At 26.6% G+C, this 14,885-nt stretch carries 12 protein-coding genes; 6 read left to right on the top strand and 6 right to left on the bottom strand.

The window, feature by feature from the left end; all coding sequences use genetic code 11:
• Window positions 1-83 precede the first annotated feature (83 nt).
• The 5 genes from R4K56_RS13325 (at window position 84) to R4K56_RS13305 (ending at window position 6,232) form a co-directional block, all read left to right on the top strand.
• Window positions 84-1,121, top strand: a complete 1,038-nt coding sequence (locus R4K56_RS13325; RefSeq protein WP_335773106.1) for a hypothetical protein — start codon at window positions 84-86, stop codon at window positions 1,119-1,121.
• 59 nt (window positions 1,122-1,180) lie between these two features.
• Complete coding sequence (locus tag R4K56_RS13320) at window positions 1,181-1,813, top strand: bifunctional 4-hydroxy-2-oxoglutarate aldolase/2-dehydro-3-deoxy-phosphogluconate aldolase (RefSeq protein WP_335769346.1); 633 nt, start codon at window positions 1,181-1,183, stop codon at window positions 1,811-1,813.
• Between the two features lie 58 nt (window positions 1,814-1,871).
• Entirely contained in the window at window positions 1,872-2,858 is a 987-nt protein-coding gene (locus R4K56_RS13315; RefSeq protein WP_335773107.1) for an NAD(P)-dependent oxidoreductase, read from the top strand.
• A 119-nt stretch (window positions 2,859-2,977) separates the two neighbouring features.
• On the top strand, window positions 2,978-4,612 hold the full coding sequence (locus tag R4K56_RS13310) for a peptide ABC transporter substrate-binding protein (RefSeq protein WP_335773108.1): 1,635 nt from the start codon (window positions 2,978-2,980) through the stop codon (window positions 4,610-4,612).
• Between the two features lie 276 nt (window positions 4,613-4,888).
• Window positions 4,889-6,232, top strand: coding sequence for a lytic transglycosylase domain-containing protein (locus R4K56_RS13305; RefSeq protein ID WP_335769349.1), 1,344 nt, complete (start codon window positions 4,889-4,891; stop codon window positions 6,230-6,232).
• Window positions 6,233-6,234: 2 nt separating this feature from the next.
• Here R4K56_RS13305 and R4K56_RS13300 read toward each other — a convergent pair whose 3' ends face one another.
• From R4K56_RS13300 to R4K56_RS13275, 6 genes are all read right to left on the bottom strand, one after another.
• Window positions 6,235-7,329 carry a glycosyltransferase family 10 domain-containing protein gene (locus R4K56_RS13300; protein WP_335786919.1) on the bottom strand — a complete coding sequence of 365 codons (1,095 nt, stop codon included), beginning with the start codon at window positions 7,327-7,329 and terminating at the stop codon, window positions 6,235-6,237.
• Window positions 7,330-7,345: 16 nt separating this feature from the next.
• On the bottom strand, window positions 7,346-8,440 hold the full coding sequence (locus R4K56_RS13295) for a glycosyltransferase family 10 domain-containing protein (protein WP_335786918.1): 1,095 nt from the start codon (window positions 8,438-8,440) through the stop codon (window positions 7,346-7,348).
• A 4-nt stretch (window positions 8,441-8,444) separates the two neighbouring features.
• The gene (gene gmd, locus R4K56_RS13290) at window positions 8,445-9,446 is read right to left on the bottom strand and encodes a GDP-mannose 4,6-dehydratase (RefSeq protein ID WP_335773086.1); all 1,002 of its coding nucleotides are present in this window, start codon (window positions 9,444-9,446) and stop codon (window positions 8,445-8,447) included.
• A gap of 16 nt (window positions 9,447-9,462) precedes the next feature.
• The gene (locus tag R4K56_RS13285) at window positions 9,463-10,407 is read right to left on the bottom strand and encodes a GDP-L-fucose synthase family protein (RefSeq protein WP_335756707.1); all 945 of its coding nucleotides are present in this window, start codon (window positions 10,405-10,407) and stop codon (window positions 9,463-9,465) included.
• Complete coding sequence (locus R4K56_RS13280) at window positions 10,404-12,074, bottom strand: Na/Pi cotransporter family protein (RefSeq protein WP_335773087.1); 1,671 nt, start codon at window positions 12,072-12,074, stop codon at window positions 10,404-10,406. The genes R4K56_RS13285 and R4K56_RS13280 overlap by 4 nt, the downstream gene beginning before the upstream one ends.
• Before the next feature lie 181 nt (window positions 12,075-12,255).
• Entirely contained in the window at window positions 12,256-12,459 is a 204-nt protein-coding gene (locus tag R4K56_RS13275; protein ID WP_335756709.1) for a TM2 domain-containing protein, read from the bottom strand.
• 345 nt (window positions 12,460-12,804) lie between these two features.
• Between R4K56_RS13275 and R4K56_RS13270 the strand changes: the two genes are divergently transcribed.
• Window positions 12,805-14,409 (top strand): tetratricopeptide repeat protein, encoded by a 1,605-nt coding sequence (locus tag R4K56_RS13270; protein ID WP_335773088.1) that lies wholly within the window; start codon window positions 12,805-12,807, stop codon window positions 14,407-14,409.
• The last annotated feature ends 476 nt before the right edge of the window (window positions 14,410-14,885 follow it).

Here is a 14,885-nt window from a genome sequence, read left to right as displayed (position 1 = left end):
TCATCTTTGAAATTTTACTCTTGTTTATTATAACTACTTATGATATAATATTTCCGTAAAAAAGTTTTATGTAGGTGTAATTTATGTCCCCTCAAAAAATAAGTTCTAAAGAAATTCTTGCTATAAAAATATCAGCAGAATATAGTGAATTAAATAAGTATATATATATAGTGCTTTTTATAGATAAATACCATAGTAAATTAATAGATATTGCTTTTGTTATATCTGATGACCATAAGCTTCTTAGATTTTTAGAGTCTTATACTAATTTTTTAGAGATGTATAAGCATATAAAGATATACAATAAGCTTAATAGTTATCGTAAGACTATACTTTTTGAAAAATTTCAAAAGGTACTAGATGATATTTTTAGTGATGAAAAAAATATTAATAATATGATAATATACCAATCTAATAACAATATAATATCTATTATTGATATATTTTCCAGCAGTTTAAATAGATTTATGGACTTTCATATAGGAACTTTTGATTTAGCAAGTACACTTCTTGATTTTGATGAGGTTTATGCTGGGTTAGAGAGTATTCATAAAGAATTGGAAAACGCTTCATCTGCTCCGGTAGTATATAATGATTCTTCTAGCAGCAGTGATCAGAAAACTGAAACACAAAAAGAGGCTGAAGCACCTAATTATAAACTTATTAATGCTTCATTTATAGTAGATCCTATATCCGGCACATCTATAAATGATATAAGACCTGGCGATAAAGTTATGGTCAGCATAAATTCTAATACTGTTGAAGAAAATATAATATATTTAGAGTTAAAAGGTAAAAAAGATAAATATTCTAAATATTTAGTTCCAGCAGAAGTTTTAGAAAAAACAGTTGGAGATAAATCAATAAAAATTTTGCTGAAATTAATAGATGGATATTGTGCTTTAATAGAAGAAATTGAGCCAATAAAATTAAAAATTTTTAATCCTATTAAAGATGTATATATTGAAGGGGAGGATAATGACCCGGAAAAAGATAAAGATACTATCTTTGATAAGATTTTGTCAAGATTCAGTACTTTCAGATTAGTTATGTTTGGTTTGGGAGCTGTTATACTTTTAGTCTTCTTTGCTATAGTATACGTATTTTTCTTTCAAACTTGATTATTAAAACTTAATATTGATTAATTTTAAAAGAAGAAAAATATTGGAGTTTTTATACTATGTTTGAGAAATATATATCTACACCTATAATACCTGTTGTTGTTGTTGAAACTGAAGAAGAAATAAGAAATATTGCAGAACTTTGTTTGGAATTTTTACCTTCTATAGAACTTACTATGAGAACTGAATATGGATATAAAGCTTTAGAAATATTAGCTAAAGATTATCCTAATCTTCAAAGAGCTGCTGCTACTGTTCTTAATACAGAACAAGTTGATAGAATATTAGATTTAGGTACTGATATAATAATAAGCCCTGGATTTCAGCCTGTTATGCTTGAATATGCTAAAAAGAAAAATTATAATTATATTCCAGGTGTTGCTACTCCTTCTGAAATAGAGCAATGTTTAGCTTATGGTTATAAATATCTTAAATTCTTCCATGCAGGTTTATACGGCGGAGTTGAGTGGATAAAAAATGTTGCTTCTGTTTATAAACATACAGGAGTAAAATTTATGCCTCTTGGCGGTGTTAAATTAGCTGATGTTAAAGACTATTTACAACAGCCTTTAGTTTTTGCCTGCGGTGGTTCTTGGTTATGTCCTAGAAATTTATTGCAGGAAAAAAATTGGAAAGAAATTAGAAATAGATTTGAAGAAGCATCAAAACTAATAAAAGAATTATCTAAATAAGTCTTTTTATATAATTTATTAATAATACTATTCTTTTCTTTTTTAATTGGAGTAAATTATGAATATATTGGTATATTCAGTTTTAGATGATGAATTAGAGTATTTTAAATTAATGGAAGAAAAATATAGTATTAAATTTACACTTAATAAATTTCATTTAAATCTTAAGAATGCAGATGAATCTAAAGGTTATGATTCTATAATATTTAATGCAAGAGATGCTATTACAGATAAAGTACTTGATAAACTAAAGGATAATGGTGTTAAATATATGAGTACAAGATCTGTTGGATTTGATAATGTTGATATTGATTATGCGAGTAAAATAGGTATTAAAATATCTAATGTTCCAGCATATTCGCCTAATTCTGTTAGTGAATTTACCATTCTTTCTTTATTGTCTTTGATTAGACATTATAATAATTTAATTATTAATGCCTATAATAGAAATTTTATACGTACAGGTCTTGTAGCAAAAGAGATTAGGAATTTAAATATTGGTGTTATAGGTAGTGGAAGAATAGGAAGTTTAACAATAAAACATCTTAAAGGATTTTTTCCAAAAAATATATTTGTATATTCAAGAACTCAGAAAGATGAAATAAAAAAATATGCTGAATATGTAAGTTTAGATGAATTGTATAAAAATAGCGATGTTATAATTTATCATGTTCCTTCAAATAAAGAAACAGAAAATATGATTTGCGAAGAATCTATAAAAAAAATGAAAAAAGGTGTTTATATTATTAATGTTAGTAGGGGAACTATAGTCAATAATAAAGATTTGCTTGAAGCATTAAAGAGCGGATATATTGCTGGTGCCGCTTTAGATGTATATTCAAATGAAATAGTATATGTAAATAAAGATATAAAAAATGAAGTATTGAAAGACAGTATTATAGAAGAATTTTTTACTATGGATAATGTAATAATAACACCTCATTCAGCATTTTATACAGATGAAGCATTATCTAATATGGTTAGTATATCAGTTAATAATATATTAGAATTCAAAAATACTGGAAAATGTCTTAATGAAATATAATTATATATAGTAATTTTTTTGTTTTTTTCATTGACTAAGTTGCTAAAGTTATGTAAAATTATTTTAGTGTTTAATAATAATTTTTTATTGAAAATTATTATTAATTTAAGGAGTTTATTATGAAGATAACTAAAAAATATTTATCGTTTCTAATTAGTTTAGCCATTATATTTGTAATAGTTTTTTCTTCAGTATCATGTAAAAAAAATGCTGCTGTTACTGATGATGAAGGTATTATTGTAAATCTTAGTGTAGAACCAAAGACTATAGACCCAAGTTTAAATGCCCAAATATATGGAGTAATTTATATATCACATGTATTTGAAGGATTAACAGTAAGGGATAAAAATAATCAAATTGTTCCAGGTGTTGCTGAATCCTGGGAAATAAGTGAGGATGGAAAAATTTATACTTTCTTTCTTAGAACTAATTCAATATGGTCTGATGGAAAACCAGTAGTGGCTGAAGATTTTGTTTATAGTTGGAGAAGACAGGTTGATCCTAAAGTTGCAAGTGAATATAGTTATCAGCACGAGCCAGTAAAAAATGCTATGGCTATTACTAGGGGAGAGCTGCCTGTTGAATCATTAGGTATTAAAGCTGTTGATGACCATACATTAGTTGTAGAGTTAGAAGCACCTACTGCTTATTTCTTAGAAGTAATAGCTTTTCCGACTTTTGCACCTTTAAGAAAGGATATAATAGAAAAATATGGTGATAAATGGACATTAAGCCCAGAAACTTATATAGGTAATGGGCCTTATGTTATGGCAGAACGCAATATAGATGAAAATATTATAATGGTGAAAAATGATAAATATTGGAATGCTGATACTATAGTTGCCAAAAAAATCACATTTGTTCTTATGCAAAATGGAGCAGCAGCTGTTGCTGGTATAAAAGACGGTACATTACATATGGCTTACGAACCTCCTCAACAAGATATTCCAACACTTACTGAGGAAGGTTTAATTCAAATTAAGCCTCTTATAGCAACATATTATTATCCTATCAATGTTACTAATGAATATTTAAAAGATCCGAGAGTAAGAAAAGCTTTATCTCTTGTTATTGATAGAAATTATATAGTTGAAAAAGTTACAAAAGGCGGACAAAAACCTGCAGTCGGTTGGGTTCCTTATGCAGTTAATGATGTAAAAGGTGATTTTAGAATTAACGGCGGTAATTTATACGATATATCAAAAGACGGATATGCTAAAAATATAGAGATGGCTAAACAACTTTTTGCTGAAGCTGGATATCCTAATGGTGAAGGATTCCCTGTTATAGAATTCAAAACAGATCCAGGCAACCATGTTGAAATATTTGAAGCAGTACAGCAAATGTGGAAGGAACATCTTAATGTAGATTCTAGCATCACTCAAATAGACAATGCTTTATTAGGTCAAACTTTATTAGAAAAGAATTTTATGATAGGAAGACTTTATTGGTCAGCAGATTATTCTGATCCTATGTCTATGATGAGTTTATTTACTAGCTATAATACTCAAAATAATGGCGGTTATAGTAATAAAAGATATGATGATTTAATAAATACTGCTATGTCTACAGATGATAATAATATAAGAATGCAGGCTATGCATGAAGCTGAAAAAATACTTGTACAGGAAGATATGGGTGCTATACCTATATATTTCTTCACAGAACCTTTATTGGTAAATCCTAAATTAAAAGATGTAGTATATAATCCATTAGGATTCCATAAATTTTTCTATGCTTCTTTAGAAAAATAATTAATGTTTGATAAATATTCTAGGCAATGTATTAGTTTACGTTGCCTATTTTTTTATATAGTAATATTTAAAGTTTTAATACTGTAAAAAAATATATAATTTTAATAAAATCTAAACTTATTTGACATAATATCCGATTTTTTAAATGTAAAAAAAAGTTGAAAATCTTTCAATAATAATGTTAAATATACGAAATAAAAAATATTTAATTTTTAAGGCGGGTTTATTATTAAAAAAATAAAAAAGACCATAGTAATTATTTTTCTTGTAATAATAATGTTGTTTGCAAATTCTTGTGATACATTTGACATGTACATAAGAAAGGCTCTTGACGGAGTTAATCTTTATGAGCTTAGTGTATTTGGAGAATCTTTAGGACGTGATATAAAAGTTGTAGAGCTTAGAGGTTTTGATGTAAACAATTTTAGAAGTAATAGAGTTTCTTATTATATAAATAGATATCAAGGCAGCTGGAAAAACTATATGCAAAAGATTATAGATAGATCCCAAATATATTTGCCTTATATCAAAGAAGTTTTTGAAGCTAAAGGTGTTCCTGAAGATTTGGCTTATTTACCTATAATAGAAAGTGATTTTAATCCTCAGGCAGTATCACATGCCGGTGCAGCTGGTCTTTGGCAGTTTATGCCTATGACAGGTGCTATATATAATCTTAAAGTTAATTATTGGTCTGATGATAGATTTGATCCGGAACGTTCTACTAAAGCTGCAGCCGACCATTTAGTAAGGCTTGATAAAAATTTTAAATCTTGGGTAATTGCTTTAATTGCTTATAATGCAGGAGGCGGAAGAATATCCAGAGCTATTCGTGAGGTAAAAAGTAATGATTTTGAGGATTTATTAGCGGCTGGTGTATTGCCTAAAGAAACAGAAGAATATATACCAAAATATGTTGCTGCTGTTATTATTGCTAAGAACCCAGAAAAATTTGGTTTTAAAATAAATAAACCTAAAGTAGTTTTTCCTCAAGGCGATTTAGTTTATGTTGATGATGCTGCTGATTTATCTGTTATAGCCAAAATGATAGAAGTTGATACTGATGATTTAAAAGCTTTGAATCCTCATTTAGCTAGAGGGGTAACTCCTCCTGGTATGGTTAGATATCCTCTTAGAATACCTGAAGGAAAAGGCGAATTATTTAATGAAACTTTTGGTAAGATACCAGCAAGTGAAAGAGTAACTTTCAGACGTCATGAAGTAAAAATGAATGAAACACTTTCACATTTATCTAAATTTTATGGTGTTCCTATTAATGCTATTGTAGAAATAAATAAATTGAAATCTAAAAGTCTTAATATAGGTCAGCAAGTAATGATTCCTATTCAAGGACTTGATAATGCTAAACAAGTTGATTTAGCACAGTATGAAGAAGAACAGCAAAGAATAAGAGAGGGTAGGTTTGTTTATTTTGAATCTTTGCCTCCTCCTGATTATGAATATAAAGATATAATGTATCATGTTAGATCTGGGGATACTCTTTGGATAATAGCTAGAAAATTTAATGTAGATATATCTGAAATAAAAGCTTGGAATAGATTAAATAGTAATGTACTTTCTATTGGTATGGAAATATTTTTAAGAATACCTATAAATAAATAATATTATTTTAGTTTTTCATTTATGAGTATTTCTAATCTATTTAATATTTTAGTTCTTCTTTCCCAAAGATAGTCAACCATAGAATCATATATTTTTACTTGTTTTTGAAAAGCATCAAATAATTTATCATCTTTATGTAATTTTTCTATTTCTTTGATGAGTTCTGTATTATCTTCATCTTTTTTGAAAAATAATAATGCATTTTTATTAACTAAGTCTAGTTCTATATTTTCATCGCCATTGTATATAGGTATGCAGCCTGCCTTGAAAGCATCAAAGAGTTTTTCAGTTATATATCCATTACTAATAGTGTTTTCAGGACATATATTGAATTTGAAGTCTTTTAAATATTCTATTTTATCATTTTTAAAATCTGTTTTTAATGTATCATCATTATGAAATAATTTACTTGGGCAATTTATATTATCTATTTTTATTATTTTATCATACATTTGAGTTCTTATATTGGTTGCATCATGGCTTGCTACTAATGAAGCAAATTTATTTTTTTTAGATTTTGCATTATTAATATTATCTATAACTTTTTTGATATCATCTTTAGTATAGTTTTTATTGTCAAGTAATCCAATAAAATTATAAGATATCCAAATAGGAAAACGTACGTAATTTTGATGTTTATTTTCATCTATTCTATCAAAACCAAGTGATAAATCTACATCATTTATACAATTATCGGAATATTCAGCCCAATTTGGAGAAATTGATTTATTTGATACACATTCTCCAGTATAGAAAATTTTTATTTTTGCTTTAGATTTTTCTAAAAAATATCTTTTACCTATAGGAGAAAAAAGTTCTATATCTGCTTTATAGCATATTTCTAAATCATTAATATAATTATTTTTTATTGCAATATAAATAAAATTATCTTTAAAATATTTTTCATCTATTATCCAATCGTTTGTAACAAAAAATGTTTTTTTATTTTTTATATTCTTTGAATAGGATATGTAATCTACCCAATAACAAAAGTTCCTTGTTATAAGATTATCTCTCATAAGTAAAGATCTAAATTTATCTCTCAAACTTCTAATTGGTATAAACCATACTATATAGTGTATAAAATTTTTTTCCATAATTACATTCCTATTTTTATAGTTTGCTTATAAGAATTTCCAATCTATTTAATATTTTAGTTCTTCTTTCCCAAAGATAGTCAACCATAGAATCATATATTTTTACTTGTTTTTGAAAAGCGTCAAATAATTTATCATCTTTATGTAATTTTTCTATTTCTTTGATGAGTTCTGTATTATCTTCATCTTTTTTGAAAAATAATAATGCATTTTTATTAACTAAGTCTAGTTCTATATTTTCATCGCCATTGTATATAGGTATGCAGCCTGCCTTGAAAGCATCAAAGAGTTTTTCAGTTATATATCCATTACTAATAGTGTTTTCAGGACATATATTGAATTTGAAGTCTTTTAAATATTCTATTTTATCATTATTAAAATCTGTTTTTAATGTATCATCATTATGAAATAATTTACTTGGACAATTTATATTGTCTATTTTTATTATTTTATCATACATTTGAGTTCTTATATTGGTTGCATCATGGCTGGCTATTAATGAAACAAATTTATTTTTTTTAGATTTTGCATTATTAATATTATCTATAACTTTTTTGATATCATCTTTAGTATAGTTTTTATTGTCAAGTAATCCAATAAAATTATAAAATATCCAAATAGGAAAACGTACGTAATTTTGATGTTTATTTTCATCTATTCTATCAAAACCAAGTGATAAATCTACATCATTTATACAATTATCAGAATACTGGCTCCATGTTTTATTAATAGCATTTTGAGATACACATTCTCCAGTATAAAATATTTTTATTTTGGCTTTTGAATTTTCTAAAAAATATCTTTTCCCAACAGGACCGAAATATTCTATATCTGGATTATAACTTATTTCTAAGTCACTAATATAATTATTTTTAATTAACTGATAGAAATAATTATCTGGAAAGTCTTTTTCATTTACAGGCCAATCATTTCTTACAAAAAAAGTTTTTTTACCATTTATACTATTTTTGTAATGATTATAATTTATTTTATATCCTAAATCTTTTAAATAAATTGAATCAATTCTTACTTTATTTCTAATATTTCTATTTGGAATAAACCATACTAAATATTCTATTAAATTTTTTTTTAATTTTAATTTATTACTCATATATTTAATTTTTAAATTTGTCCAAACTTAAACCAACATTTTTTAAATCATATTCAAGCATTATTTTTACTAATTCTTTAAAAGTAGTTTTTGGCTGCCAACCTAATTTTTCTTTTGCTTTCGTAGGATCTCCTAATAATAAATCTACTTCAGCTGGTCTATAATATCTAGGGTCTATTTCTACATATTTTTTCCAATCAAGTCCGACAAGACCGAAGGCTTCATCAAGGAATTCTCTAACTGAATGTGTTTCACCAGTTGCTATAACATAATCATCTGGTTTTTCTTGCTGAAGCATAAGCCACATAGCTTCTACATAATCTTCAGCATATCCCCAGTCTCTTTTAGAATCTAAATTACCTAAATATAATTTATCCTGCTCTTTATTTAATATTCTGGCAATAGCATGCGTAATTTTTTTTGTTACAAAAGTTTCACCACGTCTTGGACTTTCATGATTAAATAATATTCCATTACAAGCATACATATTATAACTTTCTCTATAATTAACTGTAATCCAATATGAATATAGTTTAGCACAGGCATAAGGACTTCTTGGATAGAATGGCGTTTTTTCTGTTTGCGGTGTTTCTACAACTTTACCATATAGTTCACTTGTAGATGCTTGATAAAATTTGGTTTTAATTTGAGTTTCTTTTATAGCATCAAGTATTCTTATTGTACCAAGACCTACAACATCAGCTGTATATTCAGGCATATCAAAACTTACACGTACATGGCTTTGAGCCGCTAGATTATAAATTTCATCAGGCTGTATTTTTTCTAATAATCTTGATAAATTAGAACTATCAGATAAATCACCATAATGCAGAAACATTCTAACATCGTTAATATGCGGATCTCTATATAAATGATCTATTCTTTCAGTATTAAAAGATGAACTTCTTCTAATAATACCATGTACTTCGTAACCTTTTTCTAATAATAATTCAGCTAAATAAGATCCATCTTGACCAGTTATTCCTGTAATAAGTGCTTTTTTCATATTTTACATCCTATTATTATTTGTTATAGTATTTTATAAAATCATTATATGCTATTTTTAATCCGTCTTCAAGTTCTGTTTTATATTTCCAACCTAAAGCATTCATTTTAGATACATCAAGCAATTTTCTCATAGTACCATCAGGTTTAGAACTATCCAATTTTATTTCACCTTCAAAGCCTACAACTTTTTTAACTAATTCAGCTAATTCTTTTATAGTTACTTCTTTTCCAGAACCTATATTTATGAATTTTCCTATTTCTTTAGCATCTTTATTTTCCATTAGATATAAACAGGCTTCAGCCAAATCATCAGAACACATAAATTCTCTTAATGGAGTACCGCTTCCCCAAATAACTGTTTCTTTTAAATTATTTATTTTTGCCTCATGAAAACGTCTAATAAGCATTGGTATTACATGTGCATTTTCTGGGTGATAATTATCATTTATACCATAGAGATTGCAAGGCATAACAGCTATATAATTTGTGTTGTATTGTCTATTATATGCATCACATAATTCTATTCCTGTAATTTTTGCTAAAGCATAAGGTCTGTTTGTACTTTCTAAATATCCAGATAATAAATATTCTTCTTTTATTGGCTGAGGACATTCTTTAGGATATATACAGCTTGAACCTAAAAATAGTAATTTCTCAACATTATATTTATATGATGCTTCTATTATATTATTTTGTATTTGTAAGTTATAGAGTAGGAAGTCAACAGGATATGTATTATTTGCATATATTCCGCCAACTTTAGCAGCAGATAAAAATACCCACTCAGGTTTTTCTTTTTCAAAAAAATTAAAAACATCTTCTCTTTTTGTGAGATCTAATTCAGAGTGAGTTTTTCTTAATATATTATTATATCCATTTTTAGTTAGTATTCTGTCTATTGCACTTCCAACTAAACCTCTATGACCAGCAATATATATTTTTTTTGATTTATTTATCATTTATCTTTTCCTGTTAGAGCTTCTACTATATTTACTAGATTAGAAATAGATCTGTTAAAGTAAACCAATACATCTCCATATAAGTGGGCATTTAAAGCAGGTATTAATGATTTATCAACATTATCATAATGTCTTTCTCTAGCTTCGTAATAGAAACCTTTTATTTCATGATACTTTTGCATAGCTTCATCATAAGTTTTTTCTTTGTTTAAATAATAGTACTGAAGTATTAATTCAGATAAATAATCTATAAATTCTTTATTATTATGAAGCATTTTTAATATATCTTCTTTTTGTGTTTCACTAAATAAAGTTTTCTTTTCATTTCCTTTAATAATAGCTTTTCCTAAATCTTTTAGATTATCACCTAAATTTTCATAATATGTACTAATATTTATTAATGAAGCAATATTTGCCGAATTTAATGTATTTTTTCCTAGTAATTTTAATAAGAAAGAATGTATTTCTTGATCTGTATTATCAAGCATTTTTTCATGGTCTCTAATCTTTGTAAGAAGTCTTTCACTAGGATTGTCGAATAATTGTTCTATTCTAGCTAACATTTTTTGAGCTGTTTCACCCATATAAGTAACTTCTTTTCTAACTTCTATTTCAGCAGAAACAGGCATATTAAGTAATTTATCTGAAAGTACGCTAACATGTTTTTCATCTTCTTTTTCTTTAATAATAAGACAAACTATTTTTTCTAATTTTTCTGTTAAGAAATAGAATACTGCAACGTTTATAATATTGAATATTGTATGGGCAGCAGCTATATAGAATGATATATTAACATATTTATTATCTACTACAAGATTAGGGTCGCCTATATTCATAAAACCAACTATTATATCAACTAATTTAATATAATATGGGAATAAGAAGAACATATATATAACACCGAATATATTAAATAAACAGTGAACTAAAGCAGCTCTTTTAGCATTAGTAGAAGCACCTAAAGTAGCCAAAACAGCAGTAATTGTTGTACCTATGTTTTGACCTAATATCAAAGCTACACCAGTAGGGTAGTCTATTAAACCAACAGTGGCTAATGATATAGTAACACCTAATGCAGCACTACTTGATTGTATTATAGCAGTAACTATCATACCAATCATTACACATAAGAATCTGCCGTACATAGTATTAGCATTTGCCATTAGGAATACTTTTTCAAAATCTTCAGAACCTCTTACACCTTCAAAAGCCATTTTCATAAGTATAAGACCATAAAATATCATACCAAAGCCCATTAATATTTCACCAAAGAATCTTAATCTTCTATTTTCTGAGCCGAATATTACTATAATAGAACCTATTCCAAGAGAAGGTAAAGCTAATACATCTATATTTAAAGAGATTATCCAACCAGTAACAGTAGTACCTATATTAGCACCAAGTATTATATTAATAGCTTGTGATAATGTTAAGATATTAGCATTTACAAAGCTAACAGTCATAACTGTAACAGCACTACTTGATTGAACTATTGCTGTTATTAAGAAACCTAGAGATATACCTAGTATTTTGTTTTGAGTTACCTTATGAAGTATATCTTTTAGAGCATTTTCAGTACTTTCTTGAAGTCCGTCAGAGAATACCTTAAGACCATACATGAAAAGTCCGAAACCACCGATTAAGGAAAAAGCTAGGTTTAATAACATGTTGCATATCCTATTATTTTTATTGAACTAGGCGTTGTTTAGAATATCACAAATAGACCAAAAGTCAATAAAAATAAATTATTATGTTAAGTAATTTGTGATATTTTTATCGTTTTATGTGAATTTTATTTATAATATTCTGAAATTATTGATAGTTCTATTTTTTATCAATATTTTTATATTATTTTTTTAGTTTTCTGCCTTCTTTATCAGTGAATTTATCTAATAGTATCATTACAATATCTATAACATACCATATACCAAAACCGCCTGCTGTTAACCAATATAATATACCTGTCCATATTTTTCCTACATAAAATCTGTGAAAAGGTAAAAATATTGCTAAAAGTAATGTAACAATCCAGCTTCTATCTGATACTTCCATTTTTAATTTCCTTCTAAGTTAATTTTGCTACATTATATACTAATATGAAATAAAATAAAGAGTTTATGTAATTTTATTATAAATAATATGAGTTTTTTACTAGATTTATTTGTTAATTATAATTTTTTAATTATATATAATAAATATTATAAAATACATTTAATAATGTTATGTTATTTTTGATTTAATAGTTTTATAATAATATATTATCAATATTTTTTAAATGTTTATAATGACTGTTATATTATTTATGCTCAAAAATAATGTATTAATTTTATATATTTACATTTTTATGTTTTATGTTATATAATACATATATGCTTTGTTCTATTTGGAGGATATGTTATGGGATTATTAAGCAGTGAAGATATTGAAACTTTAAAATCATTTCATACTGGTAATGGCGGATATTTCTATAAGATGCTTAATTACTTGGAAGAATTTATTCAAAATGGCATTAAAGAAAATAAGTTTACATTAGAAGAAGCTAGAGAAGATTTGGATATTGCATTATGGTATTCTTATGCATGCAATAATATAGATAATTATGAGCATTATTATATGTCAAAAGAATTTATGAAGTATTCTGAGAAGAATGCCAAAGGATGCGGTACTTGGTATTATAGATATGCATGTGCTCTTATATACTGCGGTAAATTGGAAGAAGCTTTAAAATATGCAGAACAAGGTGTTATTGAAGAACCAACTTATCCTTGGGGCTGGTTGGAACTTGCTAAATTAAGACTTCATTTTGGAAATAAAGAAGGTGCTGTTGAAGCTAATAATAAAGGGCTTGAATTAGTTCCCGGTGATTATGAGTTTTTAAGACAGGCTGAAGAAATAGAAAATTATTATTCAATAGAGGCTTTACAATATCATTACATTAATGAAGACAGCGATAAAAATTTACTTAAAGGTCTTGATTACGGTGAAGATAAATTAAATGCTATAGCTTATATATTATGTGATGAAGAAAAATTAAATGCTATTAAAGATATCATTAAACCAATAAATTGGGAAGCTGATAATCCTTATTGTACTTTTAAGTTTTATGTTGGTGATGATTTGGTAGACGGTGTATTTTCAATGAATGAAGCTGCTATATCAAAATTAGATAAAGAGTTAATAAAAAAATCTATAGAAGAATTAGAAGAAGTAAAGAACAAAATAAAAGATGAAGATAATTCCAAATTAGTATTTGTTAGATTTCAAATTGATTATACTATTGAAGCAGAATTCAAAAATGAAGAAACAGATAAAACTTTTTCAATTAGAAAAATGTTTAATAAAGATTCTGAATATAAAAAAGTTGCTGATGAGATTTTTGATTCTTATGGTATGCCTTTAGAGCCTTATTTAGAAGAGCTGCCTAATATTGTAACTTTGTATAAAAATGAAGATGGTTCTCTATATTATGCTGAATGCTGGATAGATGAAGGAACAATAGTAAAACATACAGGAATGGTTGGAAATAAAGGTGAAGTTCAGGAATATGAATGTGAGAATGCAAGAGAATACAAAAAGTTTTTAGATGATTTTTATAAAGAATTTTCTGATTATGAAAGACTTTCTAATGAAGATTGTTATTATTTAGTTTTACAATTTGAGATAGAGTCTTTTGAAAATGAATTGCCTGATAAATATAATGATGCTATAAGTAATATAGGAAACATTTTAAATTCTGTTTTGAATTGGAATGGAGTTGGTATTTTAAATTCTTGGAATGCAGGTGAAACAGAAAATATAAAAGGAAAATATGTTATTAATTTCTTTTCTATAGTTGTAGATACTGATATAGCATTCAGACTAATATTAAATGAAGTCATAGAAGAAGTTAAAGATGATATAGATTGTTCTCATATAAAGATAGCATCTGTTCCTTATGACAATAGTGAAGAAGATTTTACTTTAATATATTCATCAGATTCTAGTACTAATTTCTCTATTTGATTTTATTTTTATATATAATAAATAAAGTATAAAATTTTTTTAGTATATACCTAAACAACTATATTTTGTCAAAAATAGGTTTATATTTTTGTTTTTATATACGGGCTTTGCCCACCATGCTGTCTGCTTCGCAATACCCCAGTTCTTTTACGACCGAAGGAAGTGCCTTTGGCGTGACCCAAAGAAGCAGGCACAGCCCGCCTTCGGCGAAGGACTATATTTTAGCTCAAATTAATAACCTATCTTACATGTAAAACATTTTTAGTATGATTTAGTACTAATTTTATAATTGCACTTTCGCGAAGCGTATCCGAGCTTGTCGAGGATATAAGCAACTTTGACGAAGTCCGCAGAGCGTGTGTGACAAAAAAGTAGATAAAATTTACATAAAGTGCCTCAGTTGACAAAGTTAAAAATTTTCAGTATATACTGAAAATTTTTAAGTTTGTCATTTTTTTAATATATTGTATAATAAT

This window comes from Brachyspira pulli (assembly GCF_036997785.1).
Classification (GTDB): Bacteria; Spirochaetota; Brachyspiria; order Brachyspirales; family Brachyspiraceae; genus Brachyspira; species Brachyspira pulli.
The sequence above is the reverse complement of the archived record's forward strand: the minus strand, read 5'-3'. Positions and strand labels throughout refer to the sequence as shown.